The organism is Vibrio hyugaensis, assembly GCF_002906655.1.
GTDB lineage: Bacteria > Pseudomonadota > Gammaproteobacteria > Enterobacterales > Vibrionaceae > Vibrio > Vibrio hyugaensis.
In genome coordinates, this window is record NZ_CP025794.1 from 1,426,862 (window position 1) to 1,452,057 (window position 25,196).

The 25,196-nt window shown below is 45.9% G+C and carries 23 protein-coding genes; 17 read left to right on the forward strand and 6 right to left on the reverse strand.

The genetic code is table 11. The features are described 5' to 3' along the window. Positions 1 to 55: 55 nt before the first annotated feature. The 4 genes from C1S74_RS07240 (at position 56) to lnt (ending at position 4,180) form a co-directional block, all read left to right on the forward strand. A complete protein-coding gene (locus C1S74_RS07240; protein WP_038873820.1) occupies positions 56 to 1,153 on the forward strand; it encodes a PhoH family protein in 1,098 nt (365 codons plus the stop codon). A gap of 2 nt (positions 1,154 to 1,155) precedes the next feature. Beyond that, positions 1,156 to 1,620 carry an rRNA maturation RNase YbeY gene (gene ybeY / locus C1S74_RS07245; RefSeq protein ID WP_038875833.1) on the forward strand — a complete coding sequence of 155 codons (465 nt, stop codon included), beginning with the start codon at positions 1,156 to 1,158 and terminating at the stop codon, positions 1,618 to 1,620. A gap of 105 nt (positions 1,621 to 1,725) precedes the next feature. Continuing rightward, entirely contained in the window at positions 1,726 to 2,625 is a 900-nt protein-coding gene (corC, locus tag C1S74_RS07250; RefSeq protein ID WP_038873816.1) for a CNNM family magnesium/cobalt transport protein CorC, read from the forward strand. 37 nt (positions 2,626 to 2,662) lie between these two features. Beyond that, the gene (lnt, locus tag C1S74_RS07255; RefSeq protein WP_038873814.1) at positions 2,663 to 4,180 is read left to right on the forward strand and encodes an apolipoprotein N-acyltransferase; all 1,518 of its coding nucleotides are present in this window, start codon (positions 2,663 to 2,665) and stop codon (positions 4,178 to 4,180) included. 60 nt (positions 4,181 to 4,240) lie between these two features. Here lnt and C1S74_RS07260 read toward each other — a convergent pair whose 3' ends face one another. After that, entirely contained in the window at positions 4,241 to 4,711 is a 471-nt protein-coding gene (locus C1S74_RS07260) for a zinc ribbon-containing protein (RefSeq protein WP_038873812.1), read from the reverse strand. 155 nt (positions 4,712 to 4,866) lie between these two features. On the opposite strand from C1S74_RS07260, the gene leuS reads away from it, so the two are divergent. The 12 genes from leuS to lipA all read left to right on the forward strand — a co-directional run bounded on the left by leuS (position 4,867) and on the right by lipA (position 17,470). Then, positions 4,867 to 7,440: a leucine--tRNA ligase gene (gene leuS, locus C1S74_RS07265; protein WP_045400202.1), complete on the forward strand. Its 2,574-nt coding sequence runs from the start codon at positions 4,867 to 4,869 to the stop codon at positions 7,438 to 7,440. 171 nt (positions 7,441 to 7,611) lie between these two features. After that, positions 7,612 to 8,169, forward strand: coding sequence for an LPS-assembly lipoprotein LptE (locus C1S74_RS07270; protein ID WP_038873808.1), 558 nt, complete (start codon positions 7,612 to 7,614; stop codon positions 8,167 to 8,169). Positions 8,170 to 8,174: 5 nt separating this feature from the next. After that, entirely contained in the window at positions 8,175 to 9,194 is a 1,020-nt protein-coding gene (gene holA / locus C1S74_RS07275; protein ID WP_042601000.1) for a DNA polymerase III subunit delta, read from the forward strand. An 88-nt stretch (positions 9,195 to 9,282) separates the two neighbouring features. Further along, positions 9,283 to 9,600 carry a ribosome silencing factor gene (gene rsfS / locus C1S74_RS07280; RefSeq protein ID WP_038875827.1) on the forward strand — a complete coding sequence of 106 codons (318 nt, stop codon included), beginning with the start codon at positions 9,283 to 9,285 and terminating at the stop codon, positions 9,598 to 9,600. Between the two features lie 4 nt (positions 9,601 to 9,604). Further along, positions 9,605 to 10,075, forward strand: a complete 471-nt coding sequence (rlmH, locus tag C1S74_RS07285) for a 23S rRNA (pseudouridine(1915)-N(3))-methyltransferase RlmH (RefSeq protein WP_038873801.1) — start codon at positions 9,605 to 9,607, stop codon at positions 10,073 to 10,075. Positions 10,076 to 10,104: 29 nt separating this feature from the next. Continuing rightward, entirely contained in the window at positions 10,105 to 12,030 is a 1,926-nt protein-coding gene (mrdA, locus tag C1S74_RS07290; protein ID WP_039973733.1) for a penicillin-binding protein 2, read from the forward strand. After that, entirely contained in the window at positions 12,030 to 13,151 is a 1,122-nt protein-coding gene (rodA, locus tag C1S74_RS07295) for a rod shape-determining protein RodA (RefSeq protein ID WP_038865381.1), read from the forward strand. The genes mrdA and rodA overlap by 1 nt, the downstream gene beginning before the upstream one ends. Positions 13,152 to 13,154: 3 nt before the next feature. Continuing rightward, on the forward strand, positions 13,155 to 13,958 hold the full coding sequence (locus C1S74_RS07300; RefSeq protein ID WP_038875609.1) for a septal ring lytic transglycosylase RlpA family protein: 804 nt from the start codon (positions 13,155 to 13,157) through the stop codon (positions 13,956 to 13,958). Positions 13,959 to 14,050: 92 nt separating this feature from the next. Continuing rightward, entirely contained in the window at positions 14,051 to 15,229 is a 1,179-nt protein-coding gene (locus C1S74_RS07305; RefSeq protein WP_038865383.1) for a serine hydrolase, read from the forward strand. A gap of 161 nt (positions 15,230 to 15,390) precedes the next feature. Further along, positions 15,391 to 15,669 (forward strand): DUF493 family protein YbeD, encoded by a 279-nt coding sequence (gene ybeD / locus C1S74_RS07310; RefSeq protein ID WP_038865384.1) that lies wholly within the window; start codon positions 15,391 to 15,393, stop codon positions 15,667 to 15,669. 176 nt (positions 15,670 to 15,845) lie between these two features. Next, the gene (lipB, locus tag C1S74_RS07315; RefSeq protein WP_038865385.1) at positions 15,846 to 16,508 is read left to right on the forward strand and encodes a lipoyl(octanoyl) transferase LipB; all 663 of its coding nucleotides are present in this window, start codon (positions 15,846 to 15,848) and stop codon (positions 16,506 to 16,508) included. Next, complete coding sequence (lipA, locus tag C1S74_RS07320) at positions 16,505 to 17,470, forward strand: lipoyl synthase (protein WP_038875607.1); 966 nt, start codon at positions 16,505 to 16,507, stop codon at positions 17,468 to 17,470. The genes lipB and lipA overlap by 4 nt, the downstream gene beginning before the upstream one ends. A gap of 304 nt (positions 17,471 to 17,774) precedes the next feature. Here the strand turns inward: lipA and glyA are convergent, their stop codons facing one another. Next, positions 17,775 to 19,025: a serine hydroxymethyltransferase gene (gene glyA, locus C1S74_RS07325; protein WP_005440106.1), complete on the reverse strand. Its 1,251-nt coding sequence runs from the start codon at positions 19,023 to 19,025 to the stop codon at positions 17,775 to 17,777. 347 nt (positions 19,026 to 19,372) lie between these two features. Here glyA and C1S74_RS07330 point away from each other — a divergent pair, with 347 nt between their 5' ends. Then, positions 19,373 to 19,975 carry a YitT family protein gene (locus C1S74_RS07330; RefSeq protein ID WP_009705643.1) on the forward strand — a complete coding sequence of 201 codons (603 nt, stop codon included), beginning with the start codon at positions 19,373 to 19,375 and terminating at the stop codon, positions 19,973 to 19,975. 83 nt (positions 19,976 to 20,058) lie between these two features. Here C1S74_RS07330 and treC read toward each other — a convergent pair whose 3' ends face one another. The 4 genes from treC to gmhB all read right to left on the reverse strand — a co-directional run bounded on the left by treC (position 20,059) and on the right by gmhB (position 25,011). Then, positions 20,059 to 21,744 carry an alpha,alpha-phosphotrehalase gene (gene treC, locus C1S74_RS07335; RefSeq protein ID WP_045400196.1) on the reverse strand — a complete coding sequence of 562 codons (1,686 nt, stop codon included), beginning with the start codon at positions 21,742 to 21,744 and terminating at the stop codon, positions 20,059 to 20,061. Positions 21,745 to 21,837: 93 nt separating this feature from the next. Next, positions 21,838 to 23,262: a PTS trehalose transporter subunit IIBC gene (gene treB / locus C1S74_RS07340; protein WP_038865395.1), complete on the reverse strand. Its 1,425-nt coding sequence runs from the start codon at positions 23,260 to 23,262 to the stop codon at positions 21,838 to 21,840. Between the two features lie 178 nt (positions 23,263 to 23,440). Continuing rightward, entirely contained in the window at positions 23,441 to 24,385 is a 945-nt protein-coding gene (gene treR / locus C1S74_RS07345; protein WP_045400193.1) for a trehalose operon repressor TreR, read from the reverse strand. 74 nt (positions 24,386 to 24,459) lie between these two features. Further along, a complete protein-coding gene (gmhB, locus tag C1S74_RS07350; RefSeq protein ID WP_038865397.1) occupies positions 24,460 to 25,011 on the reverse strand; it encodes a D-glycero-beta-D-manno-heptose 1,7-bisphosphate 7-phosphatase in 552 nt (183 codons plus the stop codon). Between the last annotated feature and the right edge of the window lie 185 nt (positions 25,012 to 25,196).

Genomic DNA, 25,196 nt, shown 5'->3' on the forward strand with positions numbered 1-25,196 from the left:
TGAGAGCCTGGTCGTTGTCAGGCTCTCGTTAAGTGGCATAAAATGAGAGGCAACATTGAGCAATAAAATCGTAACGCTAGAAATCAATCTAGAACCTTCAGACAACCGCCGACTTGCAAGCCTGTGCGGTCCATTCGATGACAACATCAAGCATTTAGAACGTCGTTTAGGCGTTGAAATCAACCACCGTAGCGATCTTTTCACCATCGTGGGTAAACCTCATACCGCGGCAGCTGCGCTGGATATTCTCAAAACCCTATACGTAGAAACAGCACCCGTTCGTGGTGAAACACCTGACATTGAGCCAGAACAGATCCATCTGGCAATCAAAGAATCAGGCGTCCTGGAACAGACGACAGAATCAACGTTCGAGCACGGCAAAGAAGTCTTCGTAAAAACCAAGAAAGGCGTGATCAAGCCGCGTACACCGAATCAAGGTCAATACTTGATGAACATGGTGACGCACGATATCACTTTCGGTATCGGTCCTGCGGGTACAGGTAAAACCTATCTCGCGGTTGCAGCAGCCGTTGACGCACTAGAGCGTCAAGAGATCCGTCGTATTCTATTAACTCGCCCTGCGGTTGAAGCAGGTGAGAAACTGGGCTTCCTACCTGGTGATTTGAGCCAGAAAGTCGACCCATACCTACGTCCTCTCTACGATGCCCTATTTGAAATGCTGGGTTTTGAGCGCGTAGAAAAGCTGATTGAACGTAACGTGATAGAGGTTGCGCCTCTTGCTTACATGCGTGGTCGTACTTTGAACGACGCTTTCATCATTCTTGATGAGAGTCAAAACACCACGGTTGAGCAAATGAAGATGTTCCTGACCCGTATCGGCTTCAACTCTCGTGCCGTTGTGACTGGTGACGTTACCCAGATTGACTTACCACGCGGTGCAAAATCAGGTCTTCGCCACGCAATTGAAGTACTGAGTGAAGTTGATGACATCAGCTTTAACTTCTTCCAAGCAGACGATGTCGTGCGCCACCCAGTGGTTGCTCGTATTGTTAATGCTTATGAGAAGTGGGAAGCGCAAGACCAAAAAGAGCGCAAAGAGTTTGAAAAACGCCGACGCGAAGAACGTGATGCTAAATTGCTAGAAGCAGCAAAAGCAGAGCTGAGTTCACAAGTCGCGGCGAGTAAGGAATAAACATGGCAATTGAACTTGATTTGCAACTGGCAGTCGAAAATGAAGAAGGTTTACCTTCTGAGCAAGATTTCCAATTGTGGCTAGATAAGACTATTCCTCTATTTCAGCCTCAAGCGGAACTGACGATTCGTATTGTCGACGAGCAAGAAAGTCACGAGCTAAACCACGAATACCGTGGTAAAGATAAGCCGACTAATGTGCTGTCTTTCCCATTCGAAGTACCACCTGGTATGGAAATGGATCTCCTAGGCGATTTGATAATCTGTCGCCAAGTAGTTGAAAAAGAGGCAATTGAGCAGAACAAGCCTCTACTAGCACATTGGGCGCATATGGTTGTACATGGCAGCTTGCATCTGCTAGGTTATGATCATATCGAGGATGATGAAGCTGAAGAGATGGAATCCCTCGAGACAGAAATCATGCAAGGCATGGGTTACGAAGACCCGTACATTGCTGAAAAAGAGTAACTTTGGTTGCTCGACAGGGAAAAGCGAACCACCTAGGTGCGACCTCGTGATCGCTTTTCTATGTGAGCTATCACACATCTGATAGCGTTACTTAATTGAGAAACAATGAACGAAGATAATTCTCCCTCTTCTAATGAAGGCAAGAAAGAAAAGGCAGAAGGTCCGAGTAGAAAGTCCTTCTTTGAACGTCTAGGTCAACTATTTCAAGGCGAACCAAAAGACCGCCAAGAGCTTGTGGATGTTATCCGCGACTCAGAAATCAACGACCTGATTGACCACGACACCCGCGACATGCTTGAAGGTGTTATGGAAATCTCTGAAATGCGCGTGCGTGACATCATGATCCCGCGTTCGCAAATGGTTACGGTTGAGCGCACAGACGATCTTGATACTTTGATCGCTCTAATTACTGATGCTCAACACTCTCGCTACCCTGTGATCAGCGAAGATAAAGACCATGTAGAAGGCATTCTATTAGCGAAGGACTTACTCAAATACTTGGGCTCAGGCAGTAACCCATTTGATATCGAAGAAGTAATTCGACAAGCAGTGGTTGTACCGGAAAGTAAACGTGTCGACCGCCTGCTAAAAGAATTCCGTGAAGAACGTTATCACATGGCGATTGTTGTCGACGAATTCGGTGGCGTTTCTGGTCTAGTAACAATCGAAGATATCCTTGAAGAAATCGTAGGGGATATTGAAGATGAGTTCGATGACGAAGAAGAAACCGATATCCGTAAGCTAAGCAAGCATACCTTTGCTGTCAGAGCTCTGACAACCATTGAAGAGTTTAATGAGACATTCGGTACCGACTTCAGCGATGAAGAAGTGGATACTGTAGGTGGTATGGTAATGACTGCCTTTGGTCACTTACCATCTCGTGGTGAGTTGGTCGAAATTGAAGGCTATAACTTCAAAGTCACCGCTGCCGATAACCGTCGTGTCATTCAACTCCAAGTGACGATTCCAGACGAAGAAACGCTGGTTGAAGCCACTCAAGAGTAACGCGATACCCTAACAACGGGAATATCAGAAAAATATAATGATGAATGTACTCTTTCATCGCCTAAAGCGGCCCTTAGTGGCCGCTTTTGTTGGCGCTTCCACTACCCTAGCATTTGCCCCTTACCAGTTATGGCCTATTGCCATACTCAGCCCTGCTATCCTTCTTATTCTTCTTGCAAACCAATCACCTAAGCGTGCACTTTGGATCGGTTATGCGTGGGGACTCGGCCAATTCTCCACCGGCGTTAGTTGGGTTTATGTCAGCATCGCTGGCTTTGGCGGGATGCCGCTCATTGCAAATCTCTTCCTGATGGGTTTGCTGATTGCTTACTTATCGATTTACACCGGCCTATTCGCTTGGCTCAGCAATAAGTTCTTCCCACAACTTACCCTCACTAAAGCATTATTAGCCGCTCCTGCTCTGTGGTTAGTCACTGATTGGCTACGCGGTTGGGTTATGACCGGCTTTCCATGGTTGTGGCTGGGTTACAGCCAAATTGATGGCCCATTGGCCAGCTTCGCACCTATTGGTGGTGTTGAGCTCCTGACCTTATTCATACTAATGAGTGCTGGTTCTCTGGCTTACGCTTGGGTGCATAAGCAGTGGCTGATGGTCATTATCCCCGTAGTTTTGCTCAGCGCAGGTTTTGGCATCAGCCAATACGACTGGGTGACACCTCGTCCGGAAGACACAACTAAAGTCGCCTTAATCCAAGGTAATGTTGATCAGAATCTAAAATGGCTACCAAGCCAACGCTGGCCAACCATCATGAAGTATGCCGACTTAACGCGTGAAAACTGGGATGCCGACATCATCGTTTGGCCTGAGGCTGCGATTCCGGCATTTGAAATCGAAGTCCCGTCGTTCTTGAGAAACATCGATGCTGCGGCGAAAATGAATAACAGCGCGATCATCACCGGCGTGGTTAACCAAGGAGAAGACGGCCAGTTCTACAACAGCATTCTCTCACTGGGTGTGAATCCATACGGCGATTACAGCTTTGATTTAGACAAACGCTATCACAAGCATCACTTACTTCCATTTGGTGAATTTGTTCCATTTGAAGAGGTGTTACGTCCATTAGCGCCCTTCTTCAATTTACCGATGTCATCGTTCAGCCGTGGCGATTTCGTACAACCAAACATTGTGGCGAATGGTAAACATATGGACCCGGCTTTGTGCTACGAGATCATCTTTAGCGAACAAGTTCGTCAGAACGTCACAGACGATACTGACTTCATACTAACGCTATCAAATGATGCTTGGTTCGGTCACTCCATTGGTCCACTACAACATATGGAAATCGCACGCATGCGTGCATTGGAGCTTGGAAAACCGCTAATTCGTTCAACCAATAATGGTTTGACAGCTGTTACTGATCATAAAGGTAAGATCATCGAGCAAATCCCTCAGTTTGAGACAGCGGTATTGCGCGCAGAGTTGGTTCCGACAGACGGACAAACACCTTATCGCACCTTTGGTACTTGGCCATTATATATCTGGGCAGCACTGAGCCTTATATTGGCTTGGTGGTTACCAAGAAAACGCAAATAACATCAAAAAAAGAGGCTCTGGTAGCCTCTTTTTTATTGCGTTGTATTTTTTGACTGCATGTTATGGCTTGAGAGATTGGCGACTAAAACCAGTATGATTACACTTGATGCATGGAATTATGACCGTTGGATGGTTGTAAGTGGTTTTATGACCACATTCATCACAGACCAATGTCCCGAGCCCGATGACTTCGCCCGCTTCATACAAGCCTTGATGCTCTAAATCATCGAACAACTCAACCCACTCAACTTTAGTTTTATCGGTAATATCCAGTAAACCTTGCCAGATTGAATCGGCAATGGTGAGATAAAAAGGCCCGCTTTTTCCTTCCTCATAGCTGTCGGAGAACTCTTTTAAATCGGCTTTTACGTAAGCTGAAATTAGTGAGAGCTCATCTTTGGTCATGTCGTTAGCGGCATCCACGACTTTGCCCGACGTTTCGAATACTTTGTTAACTTCATCCGGACTGTGCTTCAAGGTTTCCATCACATCCTCGAGCATTTCCTCATAACCTGCTTTACGTTTAGGCATAACTGACCTCCATCTTTCCACTACCAAGCGTCACTTCGAGGCGCATGGGTACAGATTGGCTATTGTTGTGATCCCTAGCTTTAGGTATTCTATGACGATCTATTTAAGTCTGTTCTAACCGAACTCACAAATTCCAAGATAACCGGATACCATCGATGCAAGAACAATACAATCCACAAGACCTTGAACAAAAAGTTCAAAAGCACTGGGATGACAACAATACCTTTGTTGTAAGTGAAGACCCAAACAAAGAAAAATTCTACTGTCTATCCATGTTCCCATACCCAAGTGGTCGACTGCACATGGGTCACGTGCGCAACTACACCATCGGTGACGTAGTATCTCGTTTCCAACGCCTACAAGGCAAAAACGTAATGCAACCAATCGGTTGGGATGCATTCGGTCTACCTGCGGAAAACGCGGCAGTAAAAAACAACACTGCACCGGCGCCTTGGACTTACGAAAACATTGAATACATGAAGAACCAACTTAAGCTTCTTGGCTTTGGTTACGACTGGAATCGTGAATTCGCAACCTGTACGCCAGAATACTACCGTTGGGAACAAGAGTTCTTCACTAAGCTTTACGAGAAAGGTCTGGTTTACAAGAAGACCTCTTCTGTTAACTGGTGTCCAAACGATCAAACTGTTCTTGCAAACGAACAGGTTGAAGACGGCTGTTGCTGGCGTTGTGATACTCCGGTAGAACAAAAAGAAATTCCACAGTGGTTTATTAAGATCACTGAATACGCTCAAGAGCTACTAGACGACCTAGACAAGCTTGAAGGTTGGCCAGAAATGGTTAAGACCATGCAGCGTAACTGGATCGGTCGTTCTGAAGGCGTGGAACTCAAGTTTGAAGTTAACGGTCAACAAGATTTAGAAGTTTACACCACGCGTCCAGACACGCTAATGGGTGTGACTTACGTTGGTATCGCAGCAGGTCACCCTCTTGCGGCTATCGCAGCTCAGAACAACCCAGAGCTAGCGTCATTCATCGAAGAATGTAAAAACACCAAAGTAGCAGAAGCTGAGCTTGCGACAATGGAGAAAAAAGGTATGGCTACTGGCCTTACTGCTATTCACCCATTGAACGGTCGTGAAGTGTCAGTTTACGTAGCAAACTTCGTACTGATGGACTACGGCACAGGCGCAGTAATGGCGGTTCCTGCACACGACCAACGTGACTACGAATTTGCAACGAAATACGGCCTAGACATCGTTCCTGTCATCAAACCGGTTGATGGCAGCGAACTAGACGTATCTGAAGCGGCATACACAGAGAAAGGTGTACTGTTCGATTCAGGTGAATTCGACGGCCTTGAATTCCAAGCGGCGTTCGATGCAATCGCAGCGAAGCTAGAAGCAGAAGGCAAAGGCACTAAGACAGTTAACTTCCGTCTACGTGACTGGGGGGTATCTCGTCAACGTTACTGGGGTGCACCAATCCCTATGGTAACCACTGAAGACGGCGAAGTTCACCCAGTACCCGCTGACCAACTACCAGTTATTCTTCCAGAAGACGTGGTAATGGACGGCGTAACAAGCCCAATCAAAGCTGACAAAGAATGGGCGAAGACAACATTCAACGGCGAACCTGCTCTACGTGAGACAGATACGTTCGATACGTTCATGGAGTCTTCTTGGTACTACGCACGTTACTGTTCACCACAAGCTGACGACATCCTAGATCCAGAAAAAGCAAACTACTGGCTACCAGTAGATCAGTACATCGGTGGTATTGAGCACGCTTGTATGCACCTACTGTACTCTCGCTTCTTCCACAAGCTGCTACGTGACGCAGGCTACGTAACGTCTGACGAACCGTTCAAGCAACTGCTGTGTCAAGGCATGGTACTGGCTGACGCGTTCTACTTCGAGAACGAAAAAGGCGGTAAAGAGTGGGTTGCCCCAACAGATGTTGCTGTTGAACGTGACGGTAAAGGTCGCATCACTTCGGCGAAAGACAATGAAGGCCGTGACGTAACACACTCAGGCATGATTAAGATGTCTAAGTCGAAGAACAACGGTATCGACCCACAAGAGATGGTAGACAAGTACGGCGCTGACACGGTACGCCTATTCATGATGTTTGCTTCACCAGCAGACATGACCCTTGAATGGCAAGAGTCTGGCGTAGAAGGTGCTAACCGCTTCCTGAAACGTGTTTGGAAACTGGTTCACGCTCACGCTTCAAAAGGTGCAGCAGAGTCAGTTGATGCAGCGGCACTTTCTGGTGACCAAAAAGCTCTGCGTCGCGATGTTCATAAGACTATCGCAAAAGTGACTGACGATATCGCTCGTCGTCAAACATTCAACACAGCAATCGCAGCGATCATGGAACTGATGAACAAGCTTGCGAAAGCGCCTCAAGAATCTGAACAAGACCGTGCAATCCTTGATGAAGCACTTAAAGCTGTGGTTGCAATGCTTTACCCAATCACTCCGCACATCTCATACGAACTATGGGCAGCGCTAGGTGAGGCAGACATCGACAACGCGGCATGGCCAACGTTTGATGAGAAAGCTCTGGTTGAAGACGAGAAAACTATCGTTGTGATGATCAACGGTAAACTACGTGCGAAGCTAACCGTTGCTGCTGACGCTTCAGAAGAGCAAGTTCGTGAGCTTGGTCTAAACGACGAGAACGCGAAGAAGTTCCTAGATGGCCTAACTATCCGTAAAGTGATTTACGTACCAGGTAAACTATTGAACATCGTTGCAAACTAGCCGCTCGTTACCAACGAAATGCAGCTTGCAAGAACTCAACGCCGAGCGAACTGATTCGTTCGGCATGAGTTTTCTAACAGGGTGAGTCCTCACCCTGTTTATTTACCTCAAACCATTCACGATGAGTGGTTTAAGGTAAATAACCCCTTAAATTTAGGATGAATACAATCAATGCGCTTTTTCTCTTTGATTAAACTACCAGTAGTATTGGTATTAGCGGGGCTTCTTTCTGCCTGTGGTTTTCACCTTCGTGGCGAGTATTCCGTTCCGGAAGAACTGCACACCATGTCATTCACTAGCTATGATGAATACAGTCCTTTGACTCGATATGTACGAGCTCAACTTGAACTGAATAAAGTGGACTTGGTACAGCCTTCTGCTAACACACCAAACCTACACCTAATTGAAGCAACCATTGACGAACGTACGCTGTCGCTGTATCAAAACAGTCGTGCTGCAGAAAAAGAGCTGACCTATGTAGTGCAATACCGCGTTACAATTCCTGAGTTCGGTTCAAAAGCCTTCACGACAACAGTAAACCGTAACTATCTTGATAACCCACTCACCGCCCTAGCTAAGTCAGTAGAGCGCGACGTTATCGAAGATGAAATGCGTCAGCAAGCCGCAAGCCAAATGATGCGTCAGCTGGGTCGAGTTCGTGCAGAGTACGAACAAGGCCATATTACTCCTGATGCGACAAACACTAACGACAACAAAACTGACTCTTAATCAAAATGCGAATTTATGCCGATAAGCTGGCCGACCATTTAGCAAAACACGTAAAGCAGGTTTATCTAATTTTCGGTAATGAACCCTTATTGATTCAAGAAAGCCGACAAGCGATTCAGCACACCGCGCGCCAGCACGGTTTTGAAGAAAGACATCGCTTTGCCGTGGATGCGAGTCTAGATTGGAACCAAGTTTACGACTGTTTCCAAGCATTGAGTTTGTTTTCAAGCCGTCAGTTAATTGAATTAGAGTTACCAGAAGCCGGCGCAAACGCAGCCATTAGTAAAGAGCTAGTCAGCCTATGCGAAATGCTGCATGACGATATCATGTTAGTCGTCATTGGCAGCAAACTTACCAAAGCACAAGAAAACGCAAAATGGTTTAAAGCCCTGAGTGCAAAGGGCGATTGGGTGAGTTGCTTAACGCCCGATTTACAACGCTTACCCATGTTTGTGCAAGCTCGCTGCCGAGCCCTCGGTCTAAAGGCGGACCAACAATCACTGCAAGTGTTGGCACAATGGCATGAAGGTAATTTGTTTGCGCTCTCACAAAGCTTAGAGAAACTTGCTCTAATCTACCCAGATGGTGAGTTAACTGTGGTGCGATTGGAAGCAGCCTTAAGTCGCCATAACCACTTTACGACCTTCCACTGGATCGACGCTCTGTTAGCGGGTAAAGCCAATCGTGCACAGCGTATACTGCGTCAATTAGAAGCGGAAGGCGTCGAAACCATCATTCTGATCCGCAGTGTACAGAAAGAGTTTAATCAACTGCTGAACATGCACCGAGACTTAACCCAAATGGGTATGATCCAGGTATTTGAAAAGCATCGTGTATGGCAAAACAAACGCCCATTTTACAACGCAGCTTTGACACGCCTGTCAACAAGCCGCATTTGTGCGCTTTTATCTCTTTTGGCTCACGCCGAGATAAAAGCGAAAACCCAATATGAAGAATCTGTGTGGCCAACGATTCACCAGTTGAGCTTAGAAACCTGTTCACCTGATATTAAGCTGGCAATTTAGAATTCAAAGCGTGATATAGTGCGCGACCAGTTTTGATTAACATGATTCAAAACACCCACAGATTGAAAAGAAAACCGAGGAAAACCGAGTGCTTCGCGAAGAACTTAAAGACTTTTTAGCTGATAAAGCTGACGACATGAAAGCAGAAGAGATTGTAATTCTGAATGTAGAAGACAAATCTAGCGTGACAGATTACATGATCATTTGTACTGGCACCTCTAAACGTCACGTTTCATCTATTGCTGATCACGTCGCATCTGAAGTGAAGAAAGCCGGTCTAGAACCACTAGGTATGGAAGGCGAGAAAGAAGGTGAATGGGTTGTTCTCGATATGGGCGATGCCATGCTTCATGTCATGCAAGATGAACACCGTAACCTGTACCAGCTAGAAAAGCTTTGGGGTTAATCTTTTGAAAATTCAACTGATTGCTGTAGGCACTAAAATGCCAAAATGGGTCGAAGAGGGATTCCAAGAATACCGTCGTCGCTTCCCTCATGATATGCCACTTGAGTTGGTTGAGATCCCAGCAGGGAAACGTGGCAAAAATGCCGACATCGCACGTATTCTTCAAAAAGAAGGCGAAGCTATGTTGGCAGCGGTCCCAAAAGGCAACCGCATCGTGACATTGGATATCCCGGGCAAAAAGTGGGATACCCCACAACTGGCAGAACAGCTAGAAGCTTGGAAATTAGATGCTCGCGACGTTTCTATTTTAATTGGTGGTCCAGAAGGGCTTTCTCCTGCATGTAAAGCCGCCGCTGATCAAAGTTGGTCTTTGTCTGCATTGACCTTACCGCACCCACTTGTGCGTATTGTCATGGCGGAGAGTTTATACCGAGCGTGGAGCATTACTGCTAACCACCCTTATCACCGCGAATAATCGCTGCTTAGCCGTAGAGACAAGCGTTAATGATTCGTAAACGCCGCAGTCAAATCCGAGACTACCAAGCTGAAGCGCGCCTGTTTTCCAGTCGCGCTATTTTTGCTTTTTTGGGTATCGTCATTTTGATGGGGTTGCTGGTTGCTAACATGTACAACATACAGGTTAACCAGTTCCAAGATTACCAAACTCGCTCTAACGACAACCGCATTAAAGTCGTTCCAATCGCACCAAACCGTGGTCTTATTTACGACCGCAACGGTATTTTGCTCGCTGAAAACCGCCCTGTCTTCAACTTGGAGCTTACTCCAGAAAAAATCAAAGACATTGACGGCACTATCGAAGAGCTACAAACCATTCTTGAAATCACGCCAGAGCAAATTGAACGTTTCCAGCGTGAACGTAAACGTACGCGTCGCTTTAAATCCGTACCACTACTTACTCAACTAGATGAAAACCAAGTTGCTGTTTTCTCGGTGAACCAATACCGCTTTCCGGGTGTTGAAATCAGCGCAACATTGAAGCGTTACTACCCATTTAGTGAAGTACTGACCCACGTTATTGGCTACGTATCACGTATCAACGATCGTGACATGCAACGCCTAGTTCGTGAAGAAAAAGACGCGAACTACCAAGCTACTCGTGATATCGGCAAACTAGGTATTGAAAAATACTACGAAGATTTATTGCACGGTACCGCGGGTTACCAAGAAGTTGAAGTCAACAGCCGTGGTCGAGTGATTCGTACCTTAAAGTACGTCCCGCCGATTCCGGGCCAAGACATCGTGTTAAACCTCGACATCAACTTACAACTATACGTTCACCAATTATTAGATGGGCGTCGTGGTAGTGCGGTGGTTTTGGATCCTAAAGACAACGGTGTGCTCGCGATGGTTTCAAGCCCGAGCTACGATCCAAACTCGTTTGTTCATGGTATCTCAGGCAAAGCTTACCGAGCCCTCTTGAACAATAAAAATCGTCCACTTGTAAACCGAACTACGCTAGGTATTTACCCCCCAGCTTCCACCATCAAGCCATTTATGGCCGTTGCAGCTTTGGAAGAGGGTGTGGTAACACCAAAAACCACGCGTAATGACCCTGGCTATTGGCGCATTCCAAACTCCGATACTCGCCCATTCCGTGACTGGCTGCGTTGGGGCCATGGCCGCGTAGATATCATCAAGTCGATAGAAGAATCCGTTGATACTTTCTTCTATCAAGTCGCTTATGACATGGGCATCGACCGTATCTCGAATTGGATGATGATGTTTGGTTTTGGTGACTATACCGGCATCGATATTTACGAAGAAAGCAAAGCAAACATGCCAACGCGTGAATGGAAAATGGCTCGCCATAAAACCCCTTGGTACAAAGGCGATACGATTCCTGTTGGTATCGGGCAAGGTTACTGGACAGCAACACCAATGCAAATTGCCAAAGCAACATCGGTATTGGTCAACGAAGGCGCCGTAGCCGCGCCACATTTGCTTAAAGCGACAATTGATAATGGCGGTGATTTTGAAGAGCAAAAGACCTCTGAATACGTCACCTACCCGCCAATTCAAAATGTGCCGGATAAATACTGGAACATGGCCAAAGAAGGCATGCGCTTGGTAAACCATGGTGCGAAAGGGACGGCTCGTCGCTCTTTCTACAATATGGATTACCAAACGGGTGGTAAATCAGGTACTGCTCAGGTCTTCGGTCTAGGTGAAGACGAAGAATATAACGCAGACGAAGTCGCAGAACATCTACGCGACCACGCCCTGTTTACCGGTTTTGCGCCATTTGACGATCCTAAAGTTGTCGTTTCAATCGTGCTTGAAAACGCCGGTGGTGGTTCAAGTAATGGCGCGCCAGTAGCAAGAAAGATCTTCGACCGAGTGATCGTTGGGCCAGAAAAAATCGAACCAGACGATGAGCAAGCCAAAGAGAAACAAGAGGTAACGCAGTGATGAAAATGGATCCCTCTACAGGTAAGAACCGAGCCCTGTTTGAACGCTTCCATATCGACTTGCCGCTTTTACTCGGCATCTTTGCACTAATGGCCTTTGGCTTGGTCATCATGTACAGCGCCAGTGGCCAGAGCTTGGCGATGATGGACCGCCAAGCCATGCGTATGGCCCTATCATTAGTCGTGATGATCGTCTTAGCACAGATCTCGCCCAGAACTTACGAAAGCCTCGCGCCTCTCATGTTTGTCGGTGGTGTCATACTGCTCTTTGGCGTGCTCTTCTTTGGTGAAGCTTCCAAAGGCGCACAGCGCTGGCTAAATCTTGGCTTTGTTCGATTCCAACCTTCTGAGCTTCTCAAGCTCGCCGTACCCTTGATGGTCGCGCGCTATATCGGTCGTCAACCACTTCCGCCGACGTTCAAAACCCTCATCGTTGCGTTGATCATGGTTTGCTTGCCAACTATTCTCATCGCAAAGCAACCTGACTTAGGGACCTCGATTCTGATCGCTGCATCAGGCATCTTTGTTATCTTCCTTGCGGGTATCAGTTGGAAAATCATCGCTGGTGCTGCACTGGCGCTTGGTGGTTTCATTCCCGTTTTGTGGTTCTTCTTGATGCGCGAGTATCAAAAAGTACGCGTTCGTACTCTGTTCAACCCTGAATCAGACCCTCTCGGTGCAGGTTATCACATCATCCAAAGTAAAATTGCGATTGGTTCTGGTGGTATTTCCGGCAAAGGTTGGTTGCAAGGCACTCAATCACAGTTGGAATTTCTTCCTGAACGCCACACTGACTTTATCTTTGCAGTAATTGCTGAAGAATGGGGTATGATTGGCTTCCTTTGCCTGTTGACCATCTATCTCTTTATTATTGGACGAGGTCTCTACCTCGCAAGCCAAGCACAAACTGCGTTTGGCCGAATGATGGCAGGCAGTATTGTACTCAGCTTCTTCGTGTATATTTTTGTAAATATCGGCATGGTAAGTGGCATCCTACCCGTAGTAGGCGTACCTTTACCGTTGATCAGTTATGGTGGCACTTCCATGGTGACACTGATGGCTGGTTTTGGCATTTTGATGTCGATCCACACGCACCGAAAAGCATTCTCTAAGGCGACCTAGACCATGCAAAAACGCGCTTTATATTCCTTGGTTTTTTCTGCTGTTATTTTGGCGGGCTGTTCTTCTACCGACCAAAAAACACAAGAAGGCCGTTATGAACTTGAATCCGATGTAGCACCAGATAAACCTCTATCGGTCGAGCACATTGAGGATGCGCATCCTAAATATGAACCATACAGCTTAGGTGGTAACAGCGATTACAATCTACGAGGTTCCGACTACAAAATCGTTCGTGACGCAAAAGGTTTTACGGAAAAAGGCCGTGCCTCTTGGTACGGAAAAAAATTCCAAGGTCACCTAACGTCCAACGGTGAAATTTACGATATGTACTCAATGACAGCCGCACACAAAACGCTGCCATTACCGAGCTACGTTAAAGTCACCAATACCGACAATGGTAAATCAACCGTTGTACGTGTTAACGACCGTGGCCCATTTCATGACGGCCGTATTATTGATTTAAGCTACGCCGCCGCTCATAAGCTCGACGTCGTGAAAACAGGCACAGCGAACGTACAAATTGAAGTCATCACCATTGATAAGCCAACCGATGAAAAGTCGTTAGCTGCGCACCCAAAATACGTGATTCAAGTTGCTTCTTCAAAATATGAAGATCGAGCGCGAACTTTAGGCCAAGAGCTTGGTCAAAAGCTGGATACAGAAACTTTCTTGGAGAGCACGAAAGAAACTCACCGCTTGTTGCTAGGGCCATTTACTGACTATTCCCTGACGCAAGCAACACTGGATAAAGTAAAGTTGCTCGGCTATTCGTCCGCATTTATTAAAAAACACAAAACTGACAAATGACCTTGGTGTCATGAATTTCTATGCAGAGCCCTTCTTACATAAGCAGGGATTCTGTTAAGATGTCGACAGTTAACCAAAAAATTTGAATTACCATGAATAAAAATAAGTTTGTGAAATCTATTCTCGTTTCTTCGGTTGCGCTAACTGCAACCATCGCTCAATCTGCTTTTGCTTCACCAGTTGTTGTCCCAGACGCACCTCAAATCGCAGCGAAAGGCTACGTTTTGATGGATTACAACTCAGGTAAAGTTCTGGCTGAGAAAGAGATGAACACAAAGTTGTCTCCTGCTAGTCTGACAAAAATGATGACCAGCTACGTAATTGGCCAAGAGCTAGCGCGTGGTAATATTTCAGAAGACGATGATGTAACCATCAGTAAGAACGCATGGGCGAAAAACTTCCCTGATTCTTCAAAAATGTTCATTGAAGTTGGCACCACAGTTAAGGTGAAAGACCTAAACCGCGGTATCATTATTCAATCAGGTAACGACGCTTGTGTCGCAATGGCTGAACACATTGCAGGCTCTGAAGATGCATTCGTAGACCTAATGAACGCATGGGCAAACACAATTGGCATGAGCAACACGCATTTTGCTAACGTGCACGGCCTAGATAACCCAAATCTATACTCAACACCTTACGACATGGCACTGCTTGGTAAAGCATTGATCCGTGACGTTCCTGATGAGTACCGTATCTACTCAGACAAAAAATTCACTTACAACGGCATCACACAGTACAACCGTAACGGCCTATTGTGGGATAAGAGCATGAACGTTGATGGCATCAAGACTGGCCATACTAGCAACGCGGGCTACAGCCTAGTAAGTTCGGCAACTGAAGGTCAAATGCGCCTAGTTGCAGTGGTAATGGGTACCAAAGATGCAAACGCTCGTAAATCAGAAAGTAAAAAGCTACTGAGCTACGGCTTCCGCTTCTTCGAAACCGTTGCGCCACATAAAGCGGGTGAAACGTTTGTAGAAGAAAAAGTATGGATGGGTAACAAAGATACGGTTGCTCTGGGTCTTGACCAAGATACTTACGTAACGCTACCTCGTGGTGAAGCAAAGAATCTAAAGGCAAGCTTCGTACTTGAAAAAGAGCTAGAAGCCCCAATTAATAAAGGTGATGTAGTTGGTAAGCTATACTATCAAATTGATGGTGAAGATATTGCTGAGTACCCACTAATGGCATTAGAAACTGTAGACCAAGGCAGCCTATTTAGCCGTATGTGGGACTACATCGTATTGTTGTTTAAGAGCTTCTTCTAATAGTCGCTTCTGAACAACAAACAAGTCCGCAAAGCCGCCAACTAGGGCGGCTTTGTTATCTATACTCAAACGACGTTAAGATGCTTGGGGATGATCTTGAGTTCACCCTAATTTGACTGTACTATTTCGCACCGCAACGAATACCAACTGGAGTTACCGATATGCTAACCATCAACTCTGATGCAAAATTGAAAGACCTGCTTGAGTTCCCTTGTTCATTTACTTACAAGGTAATGGGGCATGCAAAACCTGAACTTCCAGAACTCGTTCTTGAAGTAATCCAGCGTCATGCTCCAGGTGACTACAGCCCAGCAGTAAAACCAAGTGCTAAGGGCAACTACCACTCGGTGTCTATCAATATTACTGCTACCTCTATCGAGCAGGTTGAAACCCTTTACAAAGAACTGGGTGAAATCGACATCGTACGCATGGTTCTATAATTTTTTGATAAATTAAATTTTTTTTGAAAGCAGCTTCGGCTGCTTTCTTTTTATTTATCATGTAGATAATGAAAAACACTGACTCTTTCAGTTAAAAATCTGTTACTCAACTGTAGAGCATCAAAGTCATCCGGTTTATAATCCAAAAACTTTATATATTAGTGACAGGAATCCCCATGCAACACCAACTTGTTGTAAGACGACTTGGACGCCAAGATTATGAGCCTGTATGGAAGGCGATGCATGAGTTCACTGATCAACGCACAGACGACACGCCTGATGAAGTTTGGTTGGTAGAACACAACCCAGTATTTACACAAGGTCAAGCGGGTAAAGCCGAACACCTCATTAACACTGGTAATATTCCTGTTGTACAAAGCGATCGTGGTGGTCAGGTGACTTATCATGGCCCAGGTCAATTAGTTGCGTACTTCTTGATCAACCTGCGTCGTAAAAAATTAGGGGTGCGAGATCTCGTTACGCACATCGAGAACCTCGTGATCAACACCCTAAAGGCATACAATATCGAATCTGCTGCGCGACCAGATGCCCCAGGTGTTTATGTCGACAGTAAAAAAATATGTTCTCTCGGCCTTCGCATTCGCAAAGGATGCTCATTCCACGGCCTAGCGTTGAACGTCAATATGGACTTAGGTCCGTTTTTACGTATAAACCCTTGTGGCTATGAAGGAATGGAGATGGTTCAGGTTAGCCAAGTTGGCGGCCCTGAAGATATCGAAGTCGTGGAAAAACAACTAATACAAGAACTCGTTACTTTGCTTGATTACGAGCAAGTAGAATTCAGCACAGAAGCACCTTCTCAAGGTAACAAAGCATGAGCAAACCAATCCAGATGGAAAAAGGCGTCAAATACCGCGACGCTGACAAAATGGCATTGATTCCCGTAAAGAACATGCCTACAGAGCAGAAAGAAGTGCTACGTAAGCCTGATTGGATGAAGATCAAGCTACCAGCCGACAGCCAACGTATTCAAGACATCAAATCAGCGATGCGCAAGAACAACCTTCACTCAGTATGTGAAGAAGCCTCTTGCCCTAACCTAGCGGAATGTTTTAACCACGGTACGGCTACTTTCATGATCCTTGGCGCTATCTGTACTCGCCGTTGTCCATTCTGTGACGTTGCCCATGGCCGTCCGCTTGCAGTAGAAGCTGAAGAGCCGAAGAAACTGGCTAAAACCATCGCAGACATGAAGCTGAAATACGTCGTTATCACTTCAGTAGACCGCGATGATTTGCGTGATGGCGGTGCAGAGCACTTTGCAAACTGTAACCGTGAAATCCGCGAGCTGAACCCGCACATCAAGATTGAAACGCTTGTACCTGATTTCCGTGGCCGTATGGATGTAGCACTTGATCTGATGAAAGACAACCCGCCAGATGTCTTCAACCACAACCTAGAAACGGCACCTCGTTTGTACCGTAAAGCTCGCCCAGGCGCGAACTACAAGTGGTCACTACAATTGCTGCAAAAGTTCAAAGAGCAGCACCCAAATGTACCGACCAAATCAGGTGTTATGATGGGTCTTGGCGAAACGAAAGAAGAGATCGTCCAAGTACTAAAAGACCTACGTGCGCACGGTGTAACAATGCTGACACTTGGTCAGTACCTAGCACCAAGCCGTCACCACCTGCCAGTAGAGCGTTACGTTCCACCATCAGAGTTTGACGAGCTAAAAGAGATCGCACTAGAACTTGGCTTCACGCACGCGGCGTGTGGTCCATTCGTTCGTTCTTCTTACCATGCCGATATGCAGGCTCAAGGTATCGAGATTAAATAAGCGCTCGCTTGTTTTGAAGAGAAAGGTTGGCTCAGTGCCAGCCTTTTTTGTATCTGTCGAACATAAAACACCGTCATTTGGACAATAAGCCTACTTCTCAAAACCAAAAGCACGTCATTCCGAAGAGCCTAGGCGATATCAGGAATCTCGCTTCAACACACTCTAAGCTGATATTTCCATACGCTAGAAAAACAAAAAGGCCCTCGAATGAGGACCTTTCATCAATCAAATAATCCAACCGAATCGCAGAAATAGAACGAGTTCGCCTGAGTTATTTTCAAAGAAAGCGAATTTACACAGAGAACTATGCGTAAACTGGTAGACGCTTACAGATTTCTAGAACTTTCTGTTTTGTCGCTTCGATAACTTCTTCGTTGCCGATGTTATCTAGAACGTCACACATCCAGTTTGCTAGCTCTTTCGCGTCATCTTCAGTGAAGCCACGACGAGTAATTGCTGGTGTACCAACACGGATACCAGACGTTACGAATGGGCTGCGTGGGTCGTTTGGAACAGAGTTCTTGTTTACTGTGATGTTTGCTGCACCTAGTGCTGCATCTGCATCTTTACCAGTGATGTCTTTGTCGATTAGGTCAACTAGGAATAGGTGGTTCTCAGTACCGTTAGAAACGATCTTGTAGCCACGCTCTTGGAATTGACCAACCATTGCTTTCGCGTTTTTCACCACGTTAGCTTGGTAAGCTTTGAATTCAGGTTCCATCGCTTCTTTGAACGCTACTGCTTTACCAGCGATAACGTGCATTAGAGGACCACCTTGACCGCCAGGGAATACTGCTGAGTTCAGCTTCTTGTACAGCTCTTCACCTTCGTTAGAAAGGATAAGACCGCCACGAGGACCCGCTAGCGTTTTGTGTGTAGTCGTTGTTACTACGTGAGCGTGTGGAACTGGTGTTGGGTACTCGCCTGCTGCAATTAGACCAGCAACGTGTGCCATGTCTACGAATAGGTAAGCGTCAACTTTGTCTGCGATTTCACGCATGCGTTTCCAATCAACGATTTGTGAGTAAGCAGAGAAACCACCGATGATCATCTTAGGCTTGTGCTCAAGCGCTAGCTGTTCCATCTCGTCGTAGTTGATTTGACCTGCTTCGTCGATACCGTAAGGAATAACGTTGTAGTGCTTACCAGAGAAGTTTACTGGTGAACCGTGAGTTAGGTGACCACCGTGCGCTAGGCTCATACCTAGAACTGTGTCGCCTGGGTTTAGAAGCGCCATGTAAACTGCGCTGTTTGCTTGAGAACCTGAGTGAGGCTGTACGTTCGCGTACTCACAGCCGAATAGTTGGCATGCACGATCAATTGCTAGTGCTTCAGCTTTATCTACGTACTCACAACCGCCGTAGTAACGCTTGCCTGGGTAGCCTTCAGCGTATTTGTTCGTTAGCTGAGAACCTTGTGCTTCCATTACACGTGGACTTGTGTAGTTTTCAGAAGCGATAAGTTCAATGTGTTCTTCCTGGCGAAGTGTTTCTTCCTGGATAGCTGCGAACAGTTCCGCATCGTAATCTGCGATGTTCATATCACGCTTAAGCATCTGTATCTCCTGACTCAGGTTAGTACTGAAAGTTGCAAAAAAACCGACGAATGACCTAACGCAAACGTTTTCGTCACCGTAATGGCGCGCATTCTACATAATTTGATCTAGGTCATAAAGAGAAATTTACAATTTTTCTCATGCAGTTTTTTCATGATGACAAGTAAGGATTATCATGGCGATGTTGCAATCGTTTAACCAAGATTCACTAACTGTCAAATTTGTGCTTTACACCCTGTAAAACAACAATTACATAGGTTTACCGCAAATTTTACCCTCTAGCTACCGAAAAGATCATCTTTTTACTACTATGCACGCCCTATTTATCATTAACGACTGCATATTAGATGGAAAAACACTCAAGAAAAGAAGACTGGATGGCAATTCTTACAGGTACCTTTTTGGTAGCTCAAGGCGTTTTCTTTCTCCAATCCGCAGACCTCTTAACCGGAGGCACAACAGGATTGGCTCTGCTTATTAGCCAATTTACACCTTTTACGTTTGGTGTGCTTTACTTTTTAGCCAACTGTCCATTTTACTTGCTCGCATGGAAACGCTTTGGCCGTCGTTTTGCGATTAATAGTGCAATTTCTGGCGCTTTGGTTTCTATCTTTGCGGATAATCTGTATTTACTGATTTCACTCGAGTCGATTAACGAGATTTACTGCGCAGTGGCAGGTGGCTTGCTTATGGGCTTGGGTATGCTGATCCTATTTCGTCATCGCTCAAGTTTGGGTGGCTTCAACGTATTGTGCTTATTCATTCAAGATAAGTTCGGTATCTCAGTAGGAAAATCTCAGATGGCGATTGATGCTTGTATCCTATTTGCGTCTTTCTTCTTCGTCACACCTTGGGTTATCGGCCTATCGATTCTTGGCGCATTCGCACTAAACCTAGTGCTTGCAATGAACCACAAACCACACCGCTATTCTGTGAGCTACGGTTCATAAGACATGAAATAGAAAGGCTTTGGGGAGCACTCCAAAGCCTTTTGTTTAGGATCGAAACCCTTAGGGGGACTTTTTATTTGCCTTTAAGATTCAATCAGCAAGATGCGTGTTTCGTAAGGACGCAGAACTTGGTGATTAGAAGCAATCGCGCTGGTCGCATTCTGATAGTTGGCAAGCAGATTCTTGGCTTTACTCATATCAAAGCGCTCAGGTAACACACACTCCACTTCTTCGCCGTAGTAGTTGTTAATACACAGCAGCGTTTGCTTGTCGTTCTGACGTGCGTAAGCAAAAATACGTTTGTGCTCTGGCAGTAGGTCCTCGTAACGACCATCAGTGATCACCGGCACCTGTTTACGCAGTTCAATCAGACGCTTGTAGAAATAGAACACTGAGTTCAAATCGGCAATCGCAGCTTCCGCATTAATCTCAGAATAGTTCTGAGCCACCTCTAGCCACGGTGTCCCTTCAGTAAAGCCCGCGTGTTTCGCGCTGTTCCATTGCATTGGCGTACGTGAATTGTCACGCGACTTCTGCGCCAAAATCGCCATCATATCGTCGTGAGATACGCCATCGCGATTGACCATGATGTCGTACATGTTCGTGCTTTCAACATCGCGATATTGGCTGATTTCGGTGTAACCTGGGTTGGTCATGCCGATCTCTTCGCCTTGATAAACGTAAGGTGTGCCTTGCATCATGTGCACTGATGCCGCAAGCATCTTGGCAGATTCAACACGGTATTGTTCGTCGTTACCTAATCGGCTCACAACACGTGGTTGGTCGTGGTTACACCAAAATAGCGCCCCCCACCCTTTGCCATTTAAGCCGGTTTGCCAATGGTTAAAGATCTGTTTCAGTTGGATGAAATCAAACGGTGCTTTCGTCCACTTATCACCATTCGGGTAGTCGACTTTCAGGTGGTGGAAATTGAACACCATCGACAGCTCTTTGCCATCTTGGGCTGAGTATTGCTGACAATGATCTAGTGTGGTTGAAGACATTTCACCCACCGTCACGCTGCCATATTTTTGGAACACGGCTTCACTGATCTCTTGAAGGTATTCGTGCACACGTGGACCATCTGTGTAGAAACGGCGACCATCACCAATATCGTCACTTGGGAAGTCTTGCTGCTTGGAAATCAAATTGATGACATCCAGACGGAAGCCATCCACACCTTTCTCTGCCCAGAAGCTAATGACTTCTTTCACTTCTTCACGCACCACTGGATTTTCCCAGTTTAAGTCCGCTTGCTCTTTAGCAAAAAGGTGCAAATAGTACTGACCCGTTTTTTCATCCAACGCCCAAGCGTTACCACCAAACTTAGATTGCCAGTTGTTTGGCTCTGCCCCATCAACAGGATCTTTCCAGATGTAGTAATCACGGTAAGGGCTGTTTTTGTCACCCAACGCTGATTGGAACCACTTGTGTTCCGTCGAAGTATGATTCACAACGATATCCATGATGATTCGAATACCCAATTGATGAGCCTCTGCCAACAGGGTATCGAAATCTTGCATGGTGCCGAAATCAGGGTTGATCGCGTAGTAGTCGGAAATGTCATACCCGTTGTCGATCATTGGTGATTGATAAACCGGCGTCAGCCAAATCGCATCCACACCAAGGTGTTTTAGATAATCCAGCTTAGAAATGATCCCTTTAATATCACCCGTGCCTTTACTTCCACTGTCACAAAAGCTTTTTGGGTAAATTTGGTAGATGGTTGCGGTTTTCCACCAGCTCTCATCATGCTTGGTCATTGCCATTTCTAACACTCACTTACCATTAAAAGGAAACTTAAAAATCTTTAAAAAATTGAGGAGATAAACGAGGCAGTCAAATCGCTGCCTCGGTTTGGATTACGCGTTAGCGGTTTCTAACTCGCCTTTCATTTGCGCACGCTTATACAACACAAGCGTCAGTGCTACTGGGACCACAATTGCTACCAACATCGCCAGAGCAAATACGCCCCAGAACTGTGGTTGGATAGATAAGATGCCCGGCAAACCACCCACACCGATACCATTCGCCATCACACCTGCGCTGCCACAGATAGCAGCTGCAATCGCACTGCCGATCATCGCGCTCAGCATTGGGAACTTGTATTTTAAGTTGATGCCGTACATTGCAGGTTCTGTTACGCCAAGATAAGCAGAGATAGCCGCAGGCACTGAGATATCACGCTCGCCGTGTTTTTTACTGATGATAATGATGCCGACTACCGCTGAAGCTTGAGCAATGTTTGATAGTGCAATCAATGGCCAGATTGGCGTACCGCCTAGCTCTTGCATCAGTTGAAGGTCAACCGCGTTGGTGGTGTGGTGAATACCGGTAATTACCAATGGCGCGTATAGGAAGCCGAAGATGGTTGAACCAATCATCGCGAAGTCACCCGTCATGGCTGCTTTTGCTGCGAAAGCAACGCCGTCACCCAACATACGACCAAATGGACCAATAATAGAATGCGCAAGAATCACAGATACGATGATAGAGACAAACGGCACCACAACGAGGTAAAGATATGAAGGAATGATTCGCTTTAAATTGGTTTCTATGAATGCCAAGGCGACACCCGCTAACATGGCCGGAATCACTTGCGCTTGATACCCCACTTTCTCGATGGCGAATAAGCCAAAGTCCCACACTTCTGGCACTTGCTTACCAATCAGATAGGCGTTCATTAACTGTGGCGAAACCAGTGTCACACCCAATGTAATCCCCAAAATCGGAGTACCGCCGAGTTTTTTGACTGTTGACCAACACACGCCAACCGGTAAGAAGAAGAAAATCGCCTCACCAATTAGCCATAAGAAAGAGTGTACCGTTGCCCAAAACTGGCTGATTTCCGTTAGCGTTTGACCATCAAACATCTTGATGTCGCCAATCACGTTACGGAAGCCAAGAATCAGACCACCAGTGATGATCGCCGGTAACAATGGCACAAAGATTTCTGCAAGGTGAGAAATACCACGCTCAACAATGTTCATGTTTTGACGAGCTGCGTTTTTTGATTCGTCTTTGCTCGCTTCACTTTTACCCGTCAGCTCGATCAGTACTTTGTAAACCTCATCAACTTCAGTACCAATCACCACTTGGAACTGACCTGCGTTAGTAAAGCAGCCTTTTACCATAGGTAATGCGTCTAATTGTTCAATATCGGCTTTGTCAGTGTCATTCAACACGAAACGCAAGCGAGTTAAACAGTGGCTTACACTGGCAATATTGTCCGATCCCCCGACCAGTTCAATAAGACGCTGTACATCTTGACGCGCAATCTTACTCATAACTTTGTCCACCCTGTATTGGATACATTCAATTCATCATTTTATTCTTATAATGGGAACATTCCCATTTGATGATTTTTATATTGCCACTCCGCATTCAAAAACAAAATGGGAACAGTCCCATTAATTGAGAGCGATCACAGTATAATTTTAGAGCAAACCATCGAAAGGAGGATTATTAACGAACTGGTTGCTGGGTAAAGTGCACCACAGACTCATCACCATTTAATTGATTAATCAGCATGTTAGCGGCCTTTTCACCTGCGAGAGAGTAACCGGGGTCCACACTGAAAACATTTGGAAAAAGGAAGGAAAGTAGCTCATTGCCACCCACACCAGTAACCACGACATCTTCACGCCCTCTTTCTTGCAGGCGCTTAATCACCCCAAGAGCAATGGTATCACTGGCACAAACGATGGCTTGCGTGTCGGATTGAAGGACTTGATCCACCAGATGATAAGCACTTTCATGGCTAAGCTTGCCGGTTTGAAAACAAGGTTCGATGCGCTTTTTCTCACACCAAGATTGGTAAGTCTTCAGGCGAGCAAGCCCCGTCGTACGGTCTTCTGGATCAACGCCGATATAAGCAATGCGAGAAAGAGATTGTTGCTCTAGGTGTGACAACGCCATCTCAATAACGCCTTGGTTATCGTAATTAATAGAAGAGACGAGCTTGGTATCCATCGCGATCACGACAATGCGATTGCCCCACTCCGCTAACGCTTGCTCATCGCACCCAGTAAAACCAAACACGATAACACCATCGACATTACGGCGTTTAAGTACGTTTAAATGTTCGTTGGTCTTTGCACGATCGAACTGACTTTCCATGATCACCACATCGTACCCTGCTGAATACAAAGCATTGAGCATAGTGCCGACGGCACGGTTTTCTGAAGGGGAATCCAAACGAGATATAATCACCCCGATCACTTTCTGGCTGCCCCCACGCATAGACTGTGCAGACTTAGAAGGTACATAACCAGATTCACGAATGATTCTTTCTACCTTCTCTCGCGTTTGCGGTTTCACCTTAGGATCATTGGTTAACACACGGCTTATTGTCGATTTACCAACACCTGCCAATTTCGCGATATCAAGAATAGTGAGTTTTTTGCTCATAAGTGATCAAACTAAAAGTTGGATTTAAATAAAAGGGAAGCAGCGGCTTCCCTTATCTCAATCAGTAATGAAGATTACTTGTTTAGGTATGCAGGAACGTCTGCAATGCTGTCGAGAACAACCGTAGCAATCGCTTCGCCTTGTTCGGTAACTGGTTTACCAGTGCGAACCAAAATCTTAGTGCCAACACCAGCCGCTTCAGCCGCCATCAAGTCTTCGGCTTTATCACCAATCATCACTGACTTAGCCATGTCGATTTTCAAAAAATCACGAGCAGAGATGAACATGCCTGGTTTTGGCTTACGACAATCACAATCTTGTTTGTATTCGCCGATACCGTGTTCCGGATGGTGAGGACAGTAATAGATGCCATCAAACTCAACACCGTTGTCGGAAAAGTTCCAGTCCATCCATTGAGTCAAAGAAATGAAACGATCTTCGCTGAATTTACCACGTGCAATGCCTGATTGATTGGTCACAAGCACCAACAGGTAGCCTTTATCTTTCAGCGCTTTCGTCGCTTCAAAGACACCGTCAATGTACTCAAAATCATGTTCGTCATGAACGTAGCCATGGTCAACGTTGATCACGCCGTCACGATCGATAAAAACAGCAGGTTTTGCCAAAACGTATTTCTCTATTTACTCGGTTTCATCAGATTATTACATACCTTATAAGCACTCACACTATCTAATTGGTATGAGGAAGTGACAAAACAGTTGATTTGTCACCCGAGAATCGGTAAATCTTGAATATCCCTCTTTTATATCCCGTTCCGCCGAACATCTTCTTGCTTTATTTCCTAACAAAA